The 20,193-nt window shown below is 70.2% G+C and carries 20 protein-coding genes and 1 tRNA gene; 9 read left to right on the top strand and 12 right to left on the bottom strand.

Annotation, left to right across the window (positions count from 1 at the left end; all coding sequences use genetic code 11):
• Nucleotides 1–2: 2 nt before the first annotated feature.
• Complete coding sequence (locus tag CGR01S_RS13980; RefSeq protein ID WP_042428583.1) at nt 3–923, bottom strand: ketopantoate reductase family protein; 921 nt, start codon at nt 921–923, stop codon at nt 3–5.
• Between the two features lie 136 nt (nt 924–1,059).
• Here CGR01S_RS13980 and CGR01S_RS16230 point away from each other — a divergent pair, with 136 nt between their 5' ends.
• From CGR01S_RS16230 to CGR01S_RS13960, 4 genes are all read left to right on the top strand, one after another.
• Complete coding sequence (locus tag CGR01S_RS16230; RefSeq protein ID WP_052382574.1) at nt 1,060–4,989, top strand: EAL domain-containing protein; 3,930 nt, start codon at nt 1,060–1,062, stop codon at nt 4,987–4,989.
• A gap of 71 nt (nt 4,990–5,060) precedes the next feature.
• Nucleotides 5,061–6,017, top strand: a complete 957-nt coding sequence (locus CGR01S_RS13970; RefSeq protein WP_042428441.1) for a CBASS cGAMP-activated phospholipase — start codon at nt 5,061–5,063, stop codon at nt 6,015–6,017.
• Nucleotides 6,018–6,173: 156 nt separating this feature from the next.
• Nucleotides 6,174–6,446 (top strand): hypothetical protein, encoded by a 273-nt coding sequence (locus tag CGR01S_RS13965; RefSeq protein WP_042428438.1) that lies wholly within the window; start codon nt 6,174–6,176, stop codon nt 6,444–6,446.
• Nucleotides 6,447–6,455: 9 nt separating this feature from the next.
• On the top strand, nt 6,456–6,770 hold the full coding sequence (locus CGR01S_RS13960) for a hypothetical protein (protein ID WP_042428435.1): 315 nt from the start codon (nt 6,456–6,458) through the stop codon (nt 6,768–6,770).
• Nucleotides 6,771–6,784: 14 nt separating this feature from the next.
• On the opposite strand, the gene CGR01S_RS16780 is transcribed toward CGR01S_RS13960, so the two are convergent.
• From CGR01S_RS16780 to CGR01S_RS13915, 9 genes are all read right to left on the bottom strand, one after another.
• On the bottom strand, nt 6,785–7,195 hold the full coding sequence (locus tag CGR01S_RS16780; RefSeq protein ID WP_042428432.1) for a DUF6691 family protein: 411 nt from the start codon (nt 7,193–7,195) through the stop codon (nt 6,785–6,787).
• Nucleotides 7,192–7,665: a YeeE/YedE family protein gene (locus CGR01S_RS16775; protein WP_042428430.1), complete on the bottom strand. Its 474-nt coding sequence runs from the start codon at nt 7,663–7,665 to the stop codon at nt 7,192–7,194. The genes CGR01S_RS16780 and CGR01S_RS16775 overlap by 4 nt, the downstream gene beginning before the upstream one ends.
• Nucleotides 7,666–7,738: 73 nt before the next feature.
• A complete protein-coding gene (locus tag CGR01S_RS13945; RefSeq protein WP_042428428.1) occupies nt 7,739–8,701 on the bottom strand; it encodes a chemotaxis protein in 963 nt (320 codons plus the stop codon).
• A gap of 133 nt (nt 8,702–8,834) precedes the next feature.
• Entirely contained in the window at nt 8,835–9,458 is a 624-nt protein-coding gene (locus CGR01S_RS13940) for a glutathione S-transferase family protein (RefSeq protein WP_042428425.1), read from the bottom strand.
• Between the two features lie 28 nt (nt 9,459–9,486).
• Entirely contained in the window at nt 9,487–10,197 is a 711-nt protein-coding gene (locus tag CGR01S_RS13935; protein ID WP_042428577.1) for a glutathione S-transferase family protein, read from the bottom strand.
• Between the two features lie 46 nt (nt 10,198–10,243).
• Complete coding sequence (locus CGR01S_RS13930) at nt 10,244–11,107, bottom strand: LysR family transcriptional regulator (protein WP_042428422.1); 864 nt, start codon at nt 11,105–11,107, stop codon at nt 10,244–10,246.
• A gap of 11 nt (nt 11,108–11,118) precedes the next feature.
• Entirely contained in the window at nt 11,119–11,547 is a 429-nt protein-coding gene (locus tag CGR01S_RS13925; protein WP_042428420.1) for a nuclear transport factor 2 family protein, read from the bottom strand.
• A gap of 126 nt (nt 11,548–11,673) precedes the next feature.
• Nucleotides 11,674–12,930 (bottom strand): CaiB/BaiF CoA transferase family protein, encoded by a 1,257-nt coding sequence (locus CGR01S_RS13920; protein ID WP_042428417.1) that lies wholly within the window; start codon nt 12,928–12,930, stop codon nt 11,674–11,676.
• A gap of 124 nt (nt 12,931–13,054) precedes the next feature.
• The gene (locus CGR01S_RS13915) at nt 13,055–14,251 is read right to left on the bottom strand and encodes an acyl-CoA dehydrogenase (RefSeq protein WP_042428414.1); all 1,197 of its coding nucleotides are present in this window, start codon (nt 14,249–14,251) and stop codon (nt 13,055–13,057) included.
• Nucleotides 14,252–14,441: 190 nt separating this feature from the next.
• Here CGR01S_RS13915 and CGR01S_RS13910 point away from each other — a divergent pair, with 190 nt between their 5' ends.
• Together CGR01S_RS13910 and CGR01S_RS13905 are read left to right on the top strand one after the other, a co-directional pair.
• The gene (locus CGR01S_RS13910) at nt 14,442–15,386 is read left to right on the top strand and encodes a LysR family transcriptional regulator (RefSeq protein ID WP_042428411.1); all 945 of its coding nucleotides are present in this window, start codon (nt 14,442–14,444) and stop codon (nt 15,384–15,386) included.
• Nucleotides 15,387–15,520: 134 nt separating this feature from the next.
• Nucleotides 15,521–15,739, top strand: coding sequence for a hypothetical protein (locus CGR01S_RS13905; RefSeq protein ID WP_042428408.1), 219 nt, complete (start codon nt 15,521–15,523; stop codon nt 15,737–15,739).
• Between the two features lie 134 nt (nt 15,740–15,873).
• Here the strand turns inward: CGR01S_RS13905 and CGR01S_RS13900 are convergent, their stop codons facing one another.
• Both CGR01S_RS13900 and CGR01S_RS13895 read right to left on the bottom strand, forming a co-directional pair.
• Complete coding sequence (locus tag CGR01S_RS13900; RefSeq protein WP_042428404.1) at nt 15,874–18,117, bottom strand: heavy metal translocating P-type ATPase; 2,244 nt, start codon at nt 18,115–18,117, stop codon at nt 15,874–15,876.
• A 151-nt stretch (nt 18,118–18,268) separates the two neighbouring features.
• A tRNA-Leu gene (locus CGR01S_RS13895) sits at nt 18,269–18,353 on the bottom strand.
• A 40-nt stretch (nt 18,354–18,393) separates the two neighbouring features.
• Between CGR01S_RS13895 and cysM the strand changes: the two genes are divergently transcribed.
• The 3 genes from cysM (at nt 18,394) to CGR01S_RS13880 (ending at nt 20,175) form a co-directional block, all read left to right on the top strand.
• Nucleotides 18,394–19,296: a cysteine synthase CysM gene (gene cysM, locus CGR01S_RS13890; RefSeq protein ID WP_042428401.1), complete on the top strand. Its 903-nt coding sequence runs from the start codon at nt 18,394–18,396 to the stop codon at nt 19,294–19,296.
• 79 nt (nt 19,297–19,375) lie between these two features.
• Nucleotides 19,376–19,927: an NUDIX domain-containing protein gene (locus tag CGR01S_RS13885; RefSeq protein ID WP_042428398.1), complete on the top strand. Its 552-nt coding sequence runs from the start codon at nt 19,376–19,378 to the stop codon at nt 19,925–19,927.
• Nucleotides 19,928–19,947: 20 nt separating this feature from the next.
• Nucleotides 19,948–20,175, top strand: a complete 228-nt coding sequence (locus CGR01S_RS13880) for a sulfurtransferase TusA family protein (protein WP_042428397.1) — start codon at nt 19,948–19,950, stop codon at nt 20,173–20,175.
• Nucleotides 20,176–20,193: the final 18 nt, after the last annotated feature.

The raw sequence follows: 20,193 nt of genomic DNA, 5'->3' as shown, positions 1-20,193 counted from the left end.
TCTCAGGTAGGTGCGGCGCCGTCCGCGCTGCGGTACTGCTCGCGCAGGCGCACCAGGGTGTGCAGCATGCGGTTGACCGGCGTGGGCACGCCCCGGGCCTGGCCCTGGCGCACGATGAAGCCGTTCAGGTGGTCGATCTCCGTCGGCCGGCCGCGCGCCAGGTCCTGGGCGGTGGAGGAGATCTGCGTGGGCATGCTTGCCGCCAGCGGCAGCACGGCCTGGGCCGCGCCCTCGGGCAGCGTGACGCCGCAGGCCTGCGCCACGGCCAGGCACTCCTGCACGATGTCGTCCATCATGCGCGGCACGTCCAGGCCCGGGCTGTCCACGATGGCGCCATAGGGCAGGCCGGTGAGGGCCGACAGCGGGTTGTACACGCAGTTGAGCAGCAGCTTGGCCCACAGCGCACCGGCCACGTTGTCCGAGATCTGCACGGGGATGCCGGCCGCCGCCATCAGGTGGGCCAGGCCGCTGCTGGCCGGGGAGGGCGGCAGCACCAGGTCGCCGCGGCCATGGTGGCGCACATGCCCCGGGCCGGCCATGCTGGTGGCCACGTACACCACGGCGGGCAGCACGGTGCGCCCCAGCACGGCCTGCAGGCGCTCGGCATTGTCCACGCCGTTCTGCAGGCTCAGCACCACGGCATCGTCTGCCAGGTGCGGCGCCATGGCGCGGCCGGCGCTCTCGGTGTCGGTGGACTTGACGCAAAACAGCACGCACTGGGCGCCGCGCACGGCGCTGGCGTCCGTGTCGGCCTGCAGGTGCACGCGCTCCTGCCCCTGGCGGGTGTCCAGCAGCAGGCCCTGCGCGCGCACGGCCTGCACGTGCGCGGGGCGCCCCACCAGCACCACCTCGTGCCCGGCGCGCGCCAGCATGCCGCCGTAGTAGCAGCCCACGGCACCGGCACCCATCACTGCGAATTTCATGACCTCCACCTCCGGCCCCGGCGCCCGTGCACCGCGGCAATGCCTGACAAGCGGCCCAGTGTAGGGCAGGAACCGCGTAAAAACCCTGACGCAGCAAGGCCGGGACAGGCCCGCAGCGTTGCCATAATCGCCTTCCATGGAGAACTCCGCGACCGATCCGGACGATCTCGGCCCCTGGAGCGCTGATACCGCACTGGACGAACCCCTGGCGGAGCTGCCTGCCATGGTGGATGTGCTGCGCCGGCGCAGCGGGGTCGATTTTTCCGGCTACAAACACTCCACCCTGGCGCGCAGGGTGCGCCACCGCATGGGCCAGGTGCAGGCCGATGTTCCGGGCCAGTACCTGCAGCGCCTGGACGCCGACGAGGCCGAGCGCCAGGCCCTGTGCGCCGACCTGCTGGTCCATGTGACCGAGTTCTTCCGCGACCCCCTGATGTTCGCGCACCTGGCCGACGTGGTGTTCACCGACCTGCTGCGCGGCCGCCCCGCGGGCGAGGAGCTGCGCATCTGGTCGGCGGGCTGCGCCACCGGCGAAGAGGCCTACACCCTGGCCATGCTGGCCCTGGAGGCGGCGGGGCGCATGGGTTTTCACGGCAACGTGAAGGTCTTTGCCACCGACCTGGGCGCGGCCGCGCTGGCGGCGGCTTCGTATGGCGAGTACGACGCGCAGGCCCTGGCCGTGGTGCCCGAGGCCCTGCGCGGGCGCTACTGGGTGCGCGACGGGCGCGGGCGCATGCGCGTGGACGCCTCGCTGCGCCGCCACGTGGTGTTTGCGCGCCACAACCTGCTGTGCGATCCGCCGTTCACGCACGTGGACCTGGCCGTGTGCCGCAACCTGCTGATCTACCTGCAGCCCGAGGCGCAGGCCAAGGCCTTGTCGCAACTGCATTTCGCGCTCAAGCCGCACGGCGTGCTGATGCTCGGCGCGAGCGAGACGGTGGAGGCGCTGGACGCTCCCGCCTTCTCCCCCCTGGATCGCACGAGCAAGCTGTTTCGCAAGCAGGGCGTGGCCCTGGCGCGAGTGATCGACCCGCCCGGCCCCGCGGTGAAGTCCGTGCCCGCGGGGCTCGAAGACGGCCTGTCGGACCCCTCCGATCCGCCCGCGCACCTGCTGCAGGCCGAGCTGCAGGCCACGCGCGAGCGCCTGCAGGAAATGGTGCTCGAACTGCACGCCAGCTACGAGCGCCTGGACCTGGGCAACGAGGAACTCACCGCCTCCAACGAGGAGCTGCAAAGCGCCAACGAGGAACTCAAGTCGGTCAACGAAGACCTCTACACCCTCAACCGCGAGCTGCAGGCGAAGAACGACGAGCTGGCCGCGCTCACGCGCGACTACGACCACCTGCTCGACAGCACGGACATCGGCACCGTGTTCCTGGACGAGCGGCTGTGCCTGCGCCGCATCAGCCCCGGCGTCGAAGACTACCTGGCGCTGCGCGCGAGCGACATCGGCCGGCCGGTGGCCGATATCCACTACCGGCTCGGCCCGCAGCAGCCCTTTCTTGCCGAACTGCAGCGCTGCGCGGAAACCGGCGCGCGCCGCGAGACCGAGCTGCGCCTGCCCGACGGGCGTTGGGTGTTCCAGCGCATCGTGCCCTACCGTGACGAAGGCAAGGGCGGCGGCAACGGCGTGGTGCTCACCTGGACCGACATCAGCGAAGTCAAGCGCACCCAGGAACTCGCCGCGCAACTGGCGAGCGACCGCGCCCACCTGCAGGCCATCACGGACGCGCTGACCGACGGCGTCTACATCGCCAACCCGCGCTACGAGATCGAATACCTCAACCCCGCCCTGCAGAAGATCTACGGCCCAGTGCAGGGGCGCAAGTGCCACGAGTACTTCCATGGCAGCGCGGCGCCCTGCACCTGGTGCAAGAACGCCGAGGTCTATGCGGGCCACACCGTGCGCTGGGACTGGACCATGCCCAACGGCACGACCTACGAGCTGCTGGACATGCCGCTGCCCAATGCCGACGGCAGCGTCAGCAAGATCGAGCTGCTGCGCGACGTGACCGCCCCCCAGCAGCAGCGCCGCCGCATGGAGCAGGTCGCGCGCCTGGCGCATGTGGGGCACTGGGAGTGGTGGGTGGACACCGGCGTGCTGCACTGGAGCGACGAGACCTTCGCCTGCTTCGGCTACGCGCCCGGGCAGGTGCAGCCGACCTACGAGCTGTTTCTCCAGCATGTGGAGCCCAAGGACCGCGCGCGCGTCGGCACGCAGGTGCAGGCTGCGCTGGGCACGGGGCCGCGCGACGCGCTCTACCAGGCGGAATTCGGCTTTCGCCGCACGGACGGCCAGGTCCGCGTGGGCCGGGCCACGGGCGAGGTGCAGCGCGACAGCGCGGGCCGCGCTTTGGCCGTCTCCGGCTCCATGCAGGACATCACCGAGCTGCGCCAGACGGAGCAGCGCTTCCAGGTCGCTTTCAGCGCCAGCCCGCTGGCGGCCTCGATCGCGCGCGCCGCGGACGGCCTGTTCCTCGAAGTCAACACCAAGTACACCGAGTTCTTCGGCTGGGAGCGGCAGGACCTGATCGGCCACACCACGCTGGAGATCGGCCTGTGGGCCGACCTGGCGGCGCGCGAGGCCTGGCTGGAGGAACTGCGCCTGCACGGCACGGCGCTCAACTACGAGACCCAGTGGCGCTGCAAGAGCGGCGAGCTGCGCCATGTGAGCCTCTCGGCGGGGCTGGTGGACAGCGAGAACGAGCCGCTGGTGCTGGCCTTCATCCAGGACGTCACCGAGCGCAAGGAGGCCGAGGCGCGCATCGATTTCCTGGCGCACCACGACCCCCTGACCGGCCTGCCCAACCGCGTGCTGTTTCGCGACCGCTTCGAGCTGGCCATGGCCTGGTCGGAGCACCTGGGCACCAAGGTGGCGCTGCTCTACCTCGACCTGGACCACTTCAAGACCATCAACGACACGCTGGGCCACCCCGTGGGCGACCAGATGCTGCAGCAGGTGGCGCAGCGCCTGCGCGCCAGCGTGCGCGACGCCGACACCATCAGCCGCCAGGGCGGCGACGAGTTCTTCATCGCCCTGACCGGGGTGAAGGACATGGAGGCCATCAACCGCATGGCCACGCAGGTCGTGCAGGCGCTGGCCGAGCCTTTCCACATCGAGGGCCACGAGCTCGCGGCCAGCCTGTCCATGGGCGTGGCCGTGTGGCCCGACGACGGCCGCGATTTCGACGCCCTGCTGCAGCGCGCCGACACCGCCATGTACCAGGCCAAGGCGGCCGGGCGCAACACCTGGCGCTTCTACACCTCGACCATGAACGCCGAGGCGCTGGAGCAGCTCAAGCTGCGCACGGCCCTGCACTGGGCGCTGGACCAGCGGCAGTTCGTGCTGCACTACCAGCCGCAGATCGACCTGGCCAGCGGCCGCGTGGTGGGCGTCGAGGCCCTGGTGCGCTGGCAGCGCAGCCCCGACGAATTGCTGCCGCCCGGGCGCTTCATCGCCACCGCCGAGGAAAGCGGCCTCATCGTGCCCATCGGCGACTGGATCCTGCAGGAGGCCTGCGCCCAGGCCGTGCGCTGGCAGCAGCAGGGCCTGCCCGAGCTCACCATGGCCGTGAACCTCTCGGCCGTGCAGTTCCGCCGCGGCGACCTGCTGCACAGCGTCACGCAGGCGCTCACGCAGTCGGGGCTGGAGCCCGCGCGGCTGGAGCTGGAGCTGACCGAGTCGCTGCTCATCGAGGACGCCGAAGAGGTGCTCGAGAAGCTGCGCCGCTTCAAGGCCCTGGGCGTGTGCCTGTCCATCGACGACTTCGGCACCGGCTATTCCAGCCTGGCCTACCTCAAGCGCTTTGCTGTGGACAAGCTCAAGATCGACCAGTCCTTCGTGCGCGACATCGTGAGTGACCCGGACGACGCCGCCATCGTGCGCGCCATCATCAGCATGGCGCGCAGCCTCAAGCTCAAGGTCATCGCCGAGGGCGTGGAGACGGCGGAGCTGGCCAACTTCCTGCACCTGTACCAATGCCACGAGGCCCAGGGCTACCATTTCGCCCGGCCCATGCCGGCCGACGCCCTGGCCCAGTGGCTCAGCGACTATGCAGTGCGCTGAGAGGGATGCCTGCACACCTTCCGGGGCCGCGCGCCCCGGCCTGCCCTTGCCGCCGATTGCTCCCGTGACCCATGCCAAGCAAGAACCCATCCTCTGAATTCCGTATCCTGTCCCTGAGCGGCGGCGGCTACCTGGGGCTGTATGCCGCCGTGGTGCTGGCGCACCTGGAGGAGCGCGTGGGCGAGCCCCTGGGGCGGCGCTTCGACCTGATCGCAGGCACCTCGGTGGGCGGCCTGCTGGCGCTGGCGCTGGCCTACGAGGTGCCCATGGCGCAGATCGTCAAGCTCTTCGTCGAGAAGGGCGAGGACATCTTCTCCGCACGCCGCCTGCCCGGGGGCACCGTCACCCGGCTGATAGACCTCACGCGCTCGGTGCTGGGCCCCAAGTACACGGGCGAGACCCTGCGCGGCGAGCTCATGCGCCACCTGGGCGCGCGCACCCTGGGCGACGCGCTGCACGCCGTGGTCATTCCCGCGGTCGATGTCTCGCGCAGCGTCACCAAGGTGTTCAAGACGCCGCACGCCGACGCCTCCCTGGGCGACGAGGACATCAGTGCCGTCGACGTGGCCATGGCCACGAGCGCGGCGCCGGCCTTCTTCCCCAGCGTGCAGATCGGCAAGACGCTGTACGCCGACGGCGGCCTGTTCGCCGTTGCGCCCGACCAGGTCGCGCTGCACGAGGCCGAGCTCTTCATGGGCACCAAGCCGGCGCGCGTGCGCATGCTCTCCATCGGCACGGCCACCATGGGCTACCGCCCCGCCGAGCACCTCGAGGCGGACGCCGGCGCCGTCGGCTGGCTCACCGACGGGCGGCTCATCCTCACCATGATCGCCGTGCAGCAGCAGCATGTGGTGGCCACCATGGAAGACCGCCTGCAGGACCGCTACCTGCGCCTGGATGCCCGCTGGCCCGCGCAGGCGGGCCTGGGCATTGACATCGCCACGCGCGCCGCCGCGCTCACGCTCACCGCCCTGGGGCGCGAGACCATTGCCCAGCTCGACCCGCAGCGCCTGAAGCAGTTTTTGTGAGTTCTTGGCCTTGAGGTCCGACGAAACAAGCGCAAAGAGCTACAAAAAAGATAGCTAACGGCAAGCCGCGGCTGCGCGTGCCGCGGGCCAGGCTTTACTTTTGCAGCCGATTGCGGGACCATGCGCCCTGTCCCCCCAGTGCATGAGAGGCAAGCCATGGAAGCCATAGCACGCAATCCGCAGGAGGCCCAGCGCGTGGCGGCCCCGCCATCGTCGTCCGCCGCAGCGGCCTATCGCCGCGGCGCAGAGGAAGACAGCGACGCCGGCAACGAGCCCGACAGCAGCGCGACCACCGTCACTCTGAGTGCGCGCGCCCAGGCCCTGGCACGCGCACCGCAGGCCGCAGACGCGCGCGAGCAGGAACAGGCGGGCACCGAAGCCATGGCGCAGCTCAACGCCCAGGTGCGCCGCGCTTACCTGTCGGAGTAAGGGGAGGGCATGGCCATGCTGCAACCCCTGGCGGTCAGCGCCTCGGCACTGCGCACGCCGCCGCAGCTCGAGGCCGCGCGGCGCGCCGCCGATCAGGCGCAGCGTCAGGCGCAGGCGCTGGAGCGCCGTGCGGACCAGGCGCAGCGCCGCGCAGACCAGGAACAAGCACGGGCCGACGGCCTGGCCCGCGAGGCCGGTGCCGCCGATCGCCGCTCGGACGGCGCACGCAGCGCGCTGACGGCACTCGAAGCGCGCTTGCGGCCCAGTCTGTTCGCTGCATCCACGGCGCGCCAGCCCGGCAGTGCCGTGGACACTCTGGCCTGAGCGCCCCTACAGCGTCACGGCTGGCGGCGCCAGCCCTGTGCCAGGGCGCCCAGGGCCATGCCGCCCAGCGCCCACAGCAGCGTCCAGTTGCCCGTGCCCAGGTTGGCGATGGCCGGCCCCGGGCACACCCCGCACAGGCCCCAGCCCACGCCGAACAGCGCTGCACCCAGGGCGGTGTCGCGGTTCCAGGCGCTGGGGTGGGTGTGAAAGCTGCCGCCCAGCACCGGGCGCGTGAGCAGGCGCGGCGCCCAGCGGTAGGCGACGAGCGTGACCGCCACGGCACCGCCCATCACCAGCATCAGCCCATAGTCCTGAAAGCGCAGAAAGCCCAGCACGATCTCGGGCCGCACCATGGTCGAGAGCGCCAGGCCGAAGCCGAACAGGGCGCCGCACAGCAGCACGGCGACAAAGCGGCCCGCGCTCATGCCAGCACCCAGGCCATGAGGTTGGCCGTGGCGAACGCCGTGGCCATGAAGGTGAGCACCGCCAGCAGCGACGGCCACTGCAGCGAGCCCAGCCCGCAGATGCCGTGCCCCGAGGTGCAGCCATTGCCCAGCCGCGCCCCATAGCCGACGAGAAAGCCCCCCAGCAGCAGTTGCCAGACCGGCAGGCTGGTGGGGGCTGCCGGGGCGCCGGCAAACCACAACGTCCAGGCCAGGGCGCCCAGCACCAGGCCCAGGGCATAGACCAGGCGCCAGGCGCGGCTGCCGGTGAAGCGCTCCTGCTGGAAGAAAGGGCGCTGCACCAGGTAGGACCAGGTGGACGAAAACACCGTGCTCATGCCGCCAATGAGGCCGGTGAGCACGAACAGCAGGGCCACGCCCGTGCCGATGAGCAGGCCGCCGAGCAGGTAGTGCTGCCAGCCGTGGGGAAAGAGGGCGAGAAGGGAGTCCATGGCAGTGCCGTGCGCAATGTGCTCCCGCAGCAGCGGGAGCGCGGGGGAGGCCAGAGGCGGGACGGTGCAGCCGTCAGCGCGGCAGGACCTGGCGGATCGTGGTGGCCAGCTCCTCGGCCTCGAACTTGGCCACGTAGCCGTTGGCGCCCACGCTGCGCACATGGTCCTCGTTGGCCGAGCCCGAAAGCGAGGAGTGGATGACCACGGGCAGGGCCGAGAGGCGCGCGTCCTGCTTGATGTTGCGCGTGAGCGTGAAGCCGTCCATCTCGGGCATTTCCAGGTCGGTGAGCACCAGGCTCACCTTGTCCAGGATGGTCTTACCCTCGGCCTCGGCGGCATGGGCCAGGGCGATCAGGCGGTCCCAGGCCTCCTTGCCTGACTTGACCATCTCGAACGGGGCTTGCAGCACCTTGAGCTCCTGCTCGATCAGCGAGCGCGCGACGAAGGAGTCGTCGGCCGCGAGGATGATGGTGCCGGGCTTGAGCTGGAGTTTGGCGCCCACCTTCTGCGGATCGACCTGGTGCTTCTCGTCCGCCGGCGCGACCATTTGCAGAATGGCTTCCACGTCCAGCACCTGGGCCAGGCGCGTGCCGTCGGTGTTGCCGTCCAGGCGCGCGATGCTGGTGACGAGGTTGTGCCCCGCGCCGCTGGATTCGGCCGAGATGACCTGGTTCCAGTCCAGGCGCACGATGTCCTCGACCGACTCCACGGCAAAGGCCTGCGTGGTGCGCGCAAACTCGGTCACGAGCATGATGTTGAGCCCGGTCTTGGGCTTGCAGCCCACGATGGAGGGCAGGTCGAGCACCGGGATCACCTGGCCGCGCAGGTTCACCACCCCCAGCGAGTGCGCCGTGGCGCCCACGATGGGCGTGATGGCGGGCATGGCCACGATCTCGCGGATCTTGAACACGTTGATGCCGAACAGCTCCGACTGGCCCAGCGCTTCGTCCGCCCCGAGGCGAAACAGCAGCAACTCGAACTTATTGGAGCCGGTAAGGTTGGTGCGCTCGTCGATGTCTTTTTGCACGGACTTCATGGGGTTCTCTGGATGGCACGGGATGCGCCGGTTCAAATTCTAGAAGCGAAATCATGCCTTGGGTTTGGCATTCGTTCAGGCAATACCCGTAGAGCGGCGCGCCAGGCGGCCGCTGTGGCTGCCGGGGCTCGGGTCAGAAGGCCCGCGCGCTGGGCCGTTCGGCCATGCGGTCGCGCCAGGCCTGCAGGTGGGGCATGTCCTCGGCGCCGGGCTGGAACTTCATGAGGCCGCGCGCGAACTCCAGCGCGCAGAACGCGGTGATGTCGGCAATGGTCAGGCGTGCGCCCGCCACGAAGGGCTGCTGCGCCAGCGTGGCGTCCAGCCAGCGGGCGGTCTCGCGCATCTTGCGGCCCTCGCTTTCGCCGTACTGCGGAAATTGCGGTTGCTCCAGCACGGCCAGACCGGGGTGGGTGTGGCGTATGCAGTGCCCGATGCGCGCCAGCAGGTACCACTCCACGCGCCGGTCGGCCATCTCGATGAAGGCGCGCTCCTCAAAGTCCTGGCCCATGAGGTTGGGCTCGGGGTGCAGCCCTTCGAGGTAGGTGCAGATGGCGCGCGTCTCGGTGAGCATGCGCCCGTCATCGAGCTCCAGCGCCGGCACCGTGGCCAGCGGGCTTTTGGCGCGGAAGGCCGCGGCCTTGTGCTCCTGCGCATTGAGGTCGATGGGCACCAGCGTCACGCCGCTGATGCCTTTCTCGGCCATGAACATGGTCACGCGGCGCGGGTTGGGGGCGCGCGGGGCGGTGTAGAGCTGCATGGTCGGGTCTCCGTGGTGCTTGCGGTGTTCAGACGCCGGACTGGCGCGACTGGCCCATCTTCACCATCTTGCGCGCTTCCTCGGCGAACTGGCGTTCCTTTTCTTCCCGGTCAGGGCCGTTTTCACGCATCGAGGGCGGCATGAGGATGCCTTGTTGCACGGCAGGGCGTGCACGGATGGCCTCCACCCAGCGCTGCAGGTGGGGCAGGTCGTCGATCGGCACGCCCGACCAGCGGTGCGTGCGCACCCAGGCCCAGTGGGCGATGTCGGCGATGGAATAGTCGCCCGCCAGGTATTCGTGCTGCTGCAGGTGGGTGTCGAGCACGCGGAACAGGCGCTTGCATTCGCCCTGGTAGCGGTCGATGGCGGGCTGGATCTTCTCGGGGAAGTAGCGGAAGAACACGTTGGCCTGGCCCATCATGGGGCCGATGCCGCCCATCTGGAACATGAGCCACTGCACCACGCGCGAGCGGCCCTTGGCGTCCTGGGGCAGGAGGCGCCCGGTCTTCTCGGCCAGGTACAGCAGGATGGCGCCGGACTCGAACACCGCGAAGTCCTCGGCGTCACGGTCCACGATGGCGGGAATGCGTCCGTTGGGGTTGAGGGCCAGGAACCAGGGTTCCTTCTGCACCCCGCGCGCGAGGTCCAGCACATGCATCTCGTAGGGCAGGCCCAGTTCCTCCAGCGCGATGGAGACCTTGTGCCCGTTGGGCGTGGCGGCGGTGTAGAGGTCGATCATGCGGGCCATTATGCGCAGCGCGGCGCAGGCCTGCTGTCGCCCGGGTTCAGGCGGCCTGGGCCTGCGGCTGCCGTGCCCGCAGGCCCGCGGCCAGCGGCTCCAGCATGGCGCGGGTGGGGCCGTCGTGCGCAGCGCAGGCCAGGCCCAGATGGCGCTCGAAGCTGACGGTGCCCGCCTCCAGCGGGCGCACCACCGCGCGGCGCGCATGCTGCGCGTGCGAGGCCGGAACGATGGCCAGGCCCAGCCCCAGCTCCACCATGTGCAGCAGGAGCTCCTCGCGGGCCGCGCTGGCGCGCACGTCCGGCACCACGCCGCGCTCGGCCAGCAGCCGTGCGAACGACTGCTGTTGCGGGCAATAGGGCCGCTCGATCAAGGGCATACCCTGCAGGTCGTCCAGGGCAAAGCCTTTGCGAAAGCGCAGCGGGTGCGATTCGGGGACGAGCATCACATAGGGCTCGCGCCACAGCGGCACGAAGGCGTCGCCGGCGCGCTGGCAGCCCTCGGCGACCAGGCCCAGTTGCGCCTCGTCCAGCGAGGCCGTGATCCGCAGGACGGCGCCGGGCAGGTGCTGGTCGATCTGCGCGAGCAGCGGGGCCGCGGTCTGCACCAGCACGTCGTCCTGCAAGTACAGGCCCAGGGTGGTGCGCGGGCTGTCGCGGAAATCGCGCACCATGGCCGTGGACTGGGCCAGCAGGCTGCAGGCGCGCGGGTACAGGCGCTCGCCTGCGGGCGTGGGCGCCAGGCCGCTGCGGCTGCGCTCGAACAGCACCGTGCCCAGGGCTTCCTCCAGCCCCTTGATGGCCATGCTGATCGAGGGCTGGGCCACGAAGCAGCGGCGCGCTGCCGCCGTGACGGACCGCTCCTCGAAGGCGGCGACGAAGTAGCCCAGGGCGCGCAGGTCGAACAGCATGGCGGGAGCTTTCAGGCCGCGCCCGCGGGCTCGGCGGCGAGGGGGGTGATGGTGGCCACGGTCTCGCGGAAGTAGTCCAGCAGGCCGTCCCGCGAATGGCTCACGATCCAGGTCTGGCTCTCCACGGCGCGCTGCAGCACGCCGTAGTGAAAGCGCTGGTGGAACTGCGTGAGCACCCAGCCGCCGCCCAGCGCCTGGCTGTGCGTGCGCAGGATCTGCGTGCCCTGCGGAAAAATCTCGGCCGCCAGGCGCTGCAGCACCGCCAGCACGCCGGCCTTGCCCTGCGCCTGCTGCCAGGCAACGTCGACGGCGTCGCGGTAGTGGTCGATGCGGAAATCCACGTCGTCGGCGATGAGCGCGAGCAGCCGCGGCACGTCGCCCTGGGCAAAGGCGGACAGCACGTGGTCGATGGGGTGGAGGGCGGGGGCGGGGTGGGTCATGGCAAGGCTCCTGTGAAAAGCCGCGACTCTAGGGAGTGGCTTGCCATCAGTAAATTATTTTATTATTCCAATATAACAACAAATTGTTGATGGCCAACGCCGCGCCGCCCGCCCGGCGGGCCTTCATCACACCACGCCCTGCGCCTGCAACTGGGCGATGCGCTCGGCGTCCAGCCCCAGCTCGCGCAGCACCTCGGCCGTGTGCTGGCCCAGCGCGGGCGGTGCGTGGCGCAGCACGGGCGGGGTGGCCGAGAGGCGCAGCGGGCTGGCCACGGTGGCCACCTGCGCCACGCCGTCGCCCGCCTGGCGCGGCAGGTCCATGCGCAGGCCGCGGGCGCGCACCTGGGGGTCGTCGAAGGCCTGGGCGATGGTGTTGATGGGGCCGCAGGGCACGGCCTTGTCTTCGAGCAGGGCGATCCAGTCGGCGGTGGTGCGCGTGCGCGTGACCTGCTCCATGGCCGGGATCAGCACCGCGCGGTGCTGCACGCGCAGGGTGTTGGTGGCAAAGCGCGCGTCCGCGGCCCACTGCGGCTGGCCCGCGGCGGCGCAAAAGCGCTGGAACTGCCCATCGTTGCCTATGGCCAGCAGCATGCTGCCGTCCTGCGTGGGAAAGTCCTGGTAGGGCGCCAGGCTGGGGTGCGTGTTGCCCTGGCGGCCGGGTGCCTGACCCGTGGCCAGAAAACCGGCGGCCTGGTTGGCGAGCACGGCCATGCCCACGTCGAGCAGGGCCATGTCGATGTGCTGGCCCAGGCCCGTGCCCGTGGCCGCGTTGTCGCGTGCGTGCAGCGCGGCCAGGATGGCGTTGCTGGCGTACAGGCCGGTGAAGACGTCCACCACGGCCACGCCCACGCGCAGCGGGCCGCCGCCGGGCTCGCCGTCGGCGCGGCCGGTGATGCTCATCATGCCCGTCATGGCCTGGATCATCAGGTCGTAGCCGGCGCGCTCGGCGTAGGGCCCGTCCTGGCCGAAGCCGGTGACGGAGCAGTAGATCAGGCGCGGGTTGACCTCGCGCAGGCTGGCGTAGTCCAACCCGTAGCGCGCCAGGCCACCGACCTTGAAGTTCTCCACCAGCACGTCGGCCTGCTGCGCCATCTGGCGGATGAGCTGCTGCCCCTCGGGCGTGGCCATGTCGATGGTGACCGAGCGCTTGTTGCGGTTGCAGGCCGTGAAATAGCTCGCCTGGGGGGTGTCGCGGCCCTCGGCGTCCTTCAGGAAGGGCGGGCCCCAGTGGCGCGTGTCGTCGCCCGCGCCGGGGCGCTCGACCTTGACCACGTCGGCCCCCAGGTCGGCCAGGATCTGCGTGCACCAGGGGCCGGCGAGCACGCGCGAGAGGTCGAGAACCCGGATGCCGGCCAGGGCGCCTGGGGTGGGGGATGCGGTCATGTCGAAAGGGTGGATTGCTATGCTTTGAATAGCTGCTCGCGCTTACTGTGTGGCTGTTTCAATGGGTTTTCATATTGAAATGACTCACATGCGGCGCGAACAGCTCCTGTTTCAGGAGCGCGTCTCAGTTGGCAAACGCTGCAATGCCCGTCTGCGCGCGGCCCAGGATGAGCGCGTGCACGTCGTGCGTGCCCTCGTAGGTGTTCACCACCTCGAGGTTCACCAGGTGGCGCGCCACGCCGAACTCGTCGCTGATGCCATTGCCGCCCATCATGTCGCGCGCCACGCGGGCGATGTCCAGCGCCTTGCCGCAGCTGTTGCGCTTGATGATGGAGGTGCCCTCCACGCTGGCGGTGCCGGCATCCTTCATGCGGCCGAACTGCAGGCAGGCCTGCAGGCCGATGGCGATCTCGGTCTGCATGTCGGCCAGCTTCTTCTGGATGAGCTGGTTGGCGGCGAGCGGGCGGCCGAACTGCTTGCGGTCCAGCGTGTACTGGCGCGCGGTGTGCCAGCAGAACTCGGCGGCGCCCAAAGCGCCCCAGGCGATGCCGTAGCGCGCGCTGTTGAGGCAGGTGAAGGGGCCCTTGAGGCCCTGGATGTCGGGGAAGGCGTTCTCCTCGGGCACGAACACGTCGTCCATGACGATCTCGCCCGTGATGCTGGCGCGCAGGCCCACCTTGCCGTGGATGGCGGGGGCGGTGAGGCCCTTCATGCCCTTGTCCAGAATGAAGCCGCGGATGGGGCCGACCGCGCCGCCGGCGGAGACCTCCTTGGCCCAGACGACGAACACGTCGGCGATGGGGCTGTTGGTGATCCACATCTTGCTGCCCTTGAGCCGGTAGCCGCCATCGACCTTGTAGGCGCGCGTGGCCATGCTGCCGGGGTCGGAGCCGTGGTCGGGCTCGGTCAGGCCGAAGCAGCCGATCCACTCGCCGCTGGCGAGCTTGGGCAGGTACTTCTGCTTCTGCGCCTCGGTGCCGAATTCATGGATGGGTACCATCACCAGCGAGCTCTGCACGCTGGCCATGGAGCGGTAGCCCGAGTCCACGCGCTCGATCTCGCGCGCGATCAGGCCGTAGGCCACGTAGTTCAGGCCCGGGCCGCCGTACTGCTCGGGGATGGTGGGGCCCAGCAGGCCCAGTGCGCCCATCTCGCGGAAGATGGCCGTGTCGGTCTTCTCGTGGCGGAACTGCTCCAGCACGCGCGGGGCCAGCTTGTCCTGGCAGTAGGCCGCGGCCGCGTCGCGGATGGCGCGCTCGTCCTCGGTGAGTTGCTGGTCGAGCAGAAAGGGGTCATTCCATTGGAAAGCGGCGTGGGCCATGGCGGTCTCCGGTGCGGTGGGTCGTTGAAGAGAGGGCGTGGAATGCATTCAATGCATGCCATGCGCGAACGGCTGCCATCGTAGGCCCCGACATTGAGCGGTGCAAACGATGAGTTCTCATGCAGAAATGCGTTTTGCAAATATATGGAATACTTGAAGCTCCTCTCTGCGCGAAGAAAGCCGCCCGCCCATGCGACGCCACATCCCCTCCACCCAGGCGCTGGCCTGCTTTGAAGCCGCCGCGCGGCACGAGAGCTACACGCGCGCGGCGCAGGAGCTGGCGCTGACGCAAAGCGCCGTCTCGCGCCAGATCATTGCGCTGGAAGAGCAGCTCGGCGTGGCCCTGTTCCGGCGCACGCGCCACGGCGTGGAGCTCACGCCCGCGGGCGCGCACTACGGCCGCCAGGTGGCACGCTGGCTGCAGGGGCTCGAGCGCGACACGCTGGACGTGATGGCCCACCAGGGCCAGGGCGGGTCGCTGTGCCTGGCGGCGGTGCCCACGTTTGCCACGCGCTGGCTCATCCCGCGCCTGCCGCAGTTCGCGCGCCGCCACCCCGACATCGTGGTGCACATCGACACGCAGACGCGCCCCTTCCTGTTTGCCGACACACCTTTCGACGCCGCGCTGTACGCCGGCACGCGCGAGCAGGTGGCCAACTGGCCCGGCACCCAGGCCCAGCGGCTGCTGCACGAGGACGTGCTGCCCGTCTGCAGCCCGCGCCTGCTGGAGGAGGCCGCCCCGCGCGGGCGCGGGCGCGCCCACCAGCCGGTGGCGCCCGAGCGCATCGCCAGCCTGCCGCTGCTGCAGCAGAGCACGCGGCCCCAGGCCTGGCGCCAGTGGTTCGATGCCCTGGGCGTGGCGGCGCCGCGCGCGCTCGAGGGGCCGCGCTACGAGCTTTTTTCCATGCTCGCCGTGGCGGCGGCGCACGGGCTGGGGGTGGCGCTGATCCCGCCGCTGCTCATCGAGGCCGAGCTGGCGCAGGGCGAGCTCGTCGTCGCCTGCGCCCAGCCCCTGCGCGGCGAGCGCGCGTACTACCTCGTGAGCCCGGCGCAGAGCACCTCGCCCATGCTGGCCACGTTTGCCCAGTGGCTGGGCGAGGTGGCCGCGGGCGCAGCGCCCCGGGCCGGGGCGTGAACTTCGGGCCCGCGGGCCGGGTCTGACCCGCGTCCGGCCGGTGCGGGCGCGTGCGCTTGCACTGGCGGGGCCGCCGGGGTAATCTGGCACCGGCGTTTGTGTCTGGCACTGCAGGTGCCAAGGGAGCCCTGACCATGAGCACGCACTACCATGCCCCGCATTTCGATCCCACCGTGGACGAGATCGCCACGCTCAAGCAACTGGAGATGGGCCAGGTCATCGACCTGCCCCATGCGCTCAAGGAGCACATGTCCGGCCGCCTGTACGAGCGCGGCTACATCGCCAAGGATGCCTCGGGCGCGCTGACCATCACGGCTGCGGGGCGCCAGTTGATCCAGCGGCAGAACAACTGAGGCAAGGCGGGCGCGCTGCCTCATTTTTCGGCAGCGCAGCAAAGGTCTTGTGCTGGCGCGCACTTGGCGCTGCCCTGCACGTGGTGGGCACGGCTTGTCCACAGCCTTTTCCAGTGCGCGTGTGGATGAAACCCTCAGGCGCGGCGCAGCAGCCGCAGCCCGTTGAACACCACCAGCAGGCTGGCGCCCATGTCGGCGAACACGGCCATCCACATGGTCGCCTGGCCCAGCACCGCCAGCAGCAGAAAGGCGGCCTTGATGCCCAGCGCCAGCACGATGTTCTGCCACAGCACGGCGTGCGCCGCGCGCGACAGGCGCACCAGCTCGCCGATGCGGTGCAGATCGTCGTTCATGATCACCACGTCGGCCGCCTCCATGGCCGTGTCCGTGCCCGCCGCGCCCATGGCAATGCCGATGTCGGCACGGGCCAGCGCCGGCGCGTCGTTGATGCCGTCGCCCACCATGGCGGTGGGGCCATGCACCCGCTGCAGCGCGGTGATGGCGTGGAGCTTGTCCTCGGGCAGCAGATGGCCCTGGGCGGTGGCGATGCCCGCCTCGCGGGCGATGGCGCTGGCCGTGGCCTGGTTGTCGCCGGACAGCAGCACGGACGTGATGCCCAGCGCGTGCAATTGCGCCACGGCCGCGCGCGCGGCGGGCTTGATGGTGTCGGCCACGGCAAACAGCGCCAGCACTTCGGTGGGCGAGGCCAGCAGCGTCACCGTGCGGCCGGCCTGCTCGTGGGCCTGGAGCTGCGCTTCGAGCTCCGGGCTGCACTGGCCGCGCTCCTCGATCAGGCGGTGGTTGCCCAGCACATAGGCCACGCCGTCCACCTCGGCCTGCACGCCGCGCCCGGCCAGCGCCGTGAGGTGCCGGGCATCGACGGCGTTGGGCTGCAGGCCGGCGGCGATCGCGCGCGCGACCGGGTGGTCGGAATGCGCGGCCAGCGCCGCCGCCATGTGTTCGATGGCGGCCGCATCGCGCCCTGCAGGCACCACCGACCAGGCGACCAGGCGCGGACGGCCCTCGGTCACGGTGCCCGTCTTGTCCAGCGCCACGACGCGCAGCAGGCGCGCCTGCTCCAGAAACACGCCGCCCTTGATCAGCATGCCGCGCCGTGCCGCTGCCGCCAGAGCGCTGACGATGGTCACGGGGGTGGAGATCACCAGCGCGCAAGGGCAGGCGATGACCAGCAGCACCAGCGCGCGGTAGACCGCCTGCAGGGCCGACCAGTCCAGCAGCACCGGGCCGAGCAGCGCCACGGCCAGCGCCAGGGCGAACACGGCCGGGGTGTAGATGGCGGCAAGCCGGTCCACCAGCCCCTGCGTGGGCGCGCGCGTGGCCTGCGCCTCTTCCACCGCATGGATGATGCGCGCCAGCGTGGACTGCGCGGCCAGCGCCGTCACCTCCAGCTCGAAGCGGCCCGTGGCATTGATCGTGCCCGCGAACACCGCATCGCCCGGCCCCTTGTCCACGGGAATGCTCTCGCCCGTCACGGGCGCCTGGTCGATGCTGGTGTGGCCGCTGCGCACCACGCCGTCCAGCGGCACGCGCTCGCCGGGCTGCACGCGCACCAGCGCGCCCAGGCCCACCTCGGCCACCGGCACGCTGCGCCAGGTGCCGTCGGGCATGCGCTGCAGCGCCTGCTCGGGGGCGAGCGCCAGCAGACCCTCGATGGCGTGGCGCGCACGCTGCACGGCGCGCGCCTCAATGGCTTCGGCCAGGGCGTAGAGCGCCATCACCATGGCGGCCTCGGGCCATTGGCCTATGGCGAACGCCCCGGTCACGGCCACCGTCATCAGGGCGTTGATGTTCAGGCGGCCGGCGCGCAGCGCTGCCAGCCCCTTGCGGTACACGCCCCCGCCCGCCAGCGCAATGGCCAGCCCGGCCACGGCCATGCCGGCGGCGCGCCAGGGCAGGGTCTCGGGGGCGAAAAACCCCATCAGCTCTGCCACCACGGCCAGCGCCAGGGCGGCGGCCATGCGGCCCAGGCCGTGCATGGCGCCGCCGTGGCCTGGGCCAGCGTGGGCCTGCGGCGCGGCGGCTGCATGTTCCGCGGGCGCGCTGTCTGCCAGGGGCTCGGGCTGGAACCCGGCCCGGCGGATGGCTGCCAGCGCCGCGTGCAGGTGGTCTTCGCCGGCCGCGTTGATGCCCAGGATGCGCTGCGCCAGTTGGAAGCGCAGGGCACGGATGCCGTGCACTCCTTGCAGCGCATGGCGGATCTCGGACTCCTCGCTGGCGCAGTCCATGTTGGCGATGCGAAAGCGCCGGAACGCGCCGGGCAGGGGGGTGGGGGCGCTGGCCTGCGCGGGCGGGCAGGCGCCACAGGGCGCGCCTGCGCCGCGGCGCTCTGGGGGGTGGTCGTGGGGTCTTGCGTGCATGGCGGTGTTTTCAAACTCCTTGCACGCATTGGAAACCTTGAAGCGTGTTCAAGGTCAAGCCCCAGGCCTTGGGGTCAGCGCGGGCAGGATTGCCGGGGCGCGCAAGCCCACGAAAAAGGCCGCAGCGTCAAACGACGGCGCGGCCTGTCTCTGGTGCCCGGGGCCGGAATCGAACCGGCACGCCTTGCGGCGGGGGATTTTGAGTCCCCTGCGTCTACCAATTTCACCACCCGGGCGGGAATCAGCGAAGTCGCAAATTATGGCACAGTAGGGTGCATGAATTACCCGACCATTGAAGACGCGATCGGCCGCACGCCGCTGGTCGCGTTGCAGCGCATTGGCGCCCGGGAGAATGCCGAGCGCGGCAACGTCATCCTGGGCAAGCTCGAAGGCAACAACCCCGCCGGCTCCGTCAAGGACCGCCCCGCACTCTCCATGATCCGCCGTGCCGAGGAGCGCGGCGAGATCCGGCCCGGCGACACGCTGATCGAGGCCACCTCGGGCAACACCGGCATCGCCCTGGCCATGGCCGCAGCCATCCGCGGCTACCGCATGGTGCTGGTCATGCCCGAGGACCTGTCCATCGAGCGTGCGCAGACCATGAAGGCCTTTGGCGCCGAGCTCGTGCTCACGCCGCGCAGCGGCGGCATGGAGCACGCGCGCGACCTGGCCATGGCCATGCAAAAGCGCGGCGAGGGCAAGGTGCTCGACCAGTTCGCCAATCCCGACAACCCGCGCATCCACTACGAGACCACCGGCCCCGAGATCTGGGAGCAGACGGGCGGGCGCATCACGCACTTCGTCAGCGCTATGGGCACTACGGGCACCATCACCGGTGTCTCGCGCTATCTCAAGGAGAAGAATCCCGGCGTGGTCGTGGTCGGCGCCCAGCCGCAGGAGGGCTCGCGCATCCCCGGCATCCGCAAGTGGCCCGAGGAATACCTGCCCGCGATCTACGACCCCAAGGCGGTCGATGAACTGGTGCTCGTGAGCCAGGGCGACGCCGAGGACATGTGCCTGCGCCTGGCGCGCGAGGAGGGCATCTTCGCCGGCATCTCGGCCGCTGGCGCCTGCTGGGTGGCGCAGCAGATCGCTCAGCGCGAGCAGGGGGCCTGCATCGTCTTCGTGGTCTGCGACCGGGGCGACCGCTATCTGTCCACGGGCGTTTTCCCGGTGTGAGGGCCTGTGCCCGGAATATATGCCAAAAATGCCTGCAGCGCCCGTAAAATAAGCGCAAACAGCTACCAAAAATAGAGCAATGCAGTACCACACCCGCTATTGCACCCACTGCGCTGCCCCGCTGGCGCCCATCGTGCAGATGGAAGACGGCGGCCCCAAGGAGCGCCTGCGCTGCCCCGACTGCGGCTGGACGCACTGGAACAACCCCACGCCGGTGCTGGCCGCCATCGTGGAGGTGGACGGCAAGGTGCTGCTGGCGCGCAACGCGGCCTGGCCGGGCAAGATGTATGCGCTGATCACGGGCTTCATGGAGGCGGGCGAGTCGCCCGAGCAGGGCATCGTGCGCGAGGTGAAGGAGGAGACCAACCTTGACGTGCACGCCTGCACGCTCGTGGGGGCCTACGAGTTCCTGCGCATGAACCAGATCATCATCGCCTACCACGTGCAGGCCCGTGGCGAGGTGCGACTGTCGGCCGAACTCGTGGACTACCGCCTGTACGACCTGCCCGACCTGCGCTGCTGGCCCGCCGGCACGGGCTATGCGCTGGCCGACTGGCTGCGCACGCGCGGGCACGAGCCGGTGTTCTTCACCGCCGAGGAAAACGCCGAACGCCGCCGGGGCCTGGAATAACCGCCCAAGGATAGAGAACCATGCAGATACACAAGGAAATCGACACCAGCGGGCTCAACTGCCCCTTGCCCATCCTCAAGGCCAAGAAGGCCCTGGCCGACATGGACAGCGGCCAGCTGCTCAAGGTCGTGGCGACCGACAGCGGCTCGCTGCGCGACTTCCAGGCCTTCGCCAAGCAGACGGGCAACGAGCTCCTGGAGCAGCAGACCGTGGGCGAGCAGTACATCCACATCCTGCGCCGGCGCTGACGCCGGCGGGCCCGGGCC

This window comes from Comamonas granuli NBRC 101663, assembly GCF_000739995.1.
GTDB lineage: Bacteria > Pseudomonadota > Gammaproteobacteria > Burkholderiales > Burkholderiaceae_C > Simplicispira > Simplicispira granuli.
The sequence above is the reverse complement of the archived record's forward strand: the minus strand, read 5'-3'. Positions and strand labels throughout refer to the sequence as shown.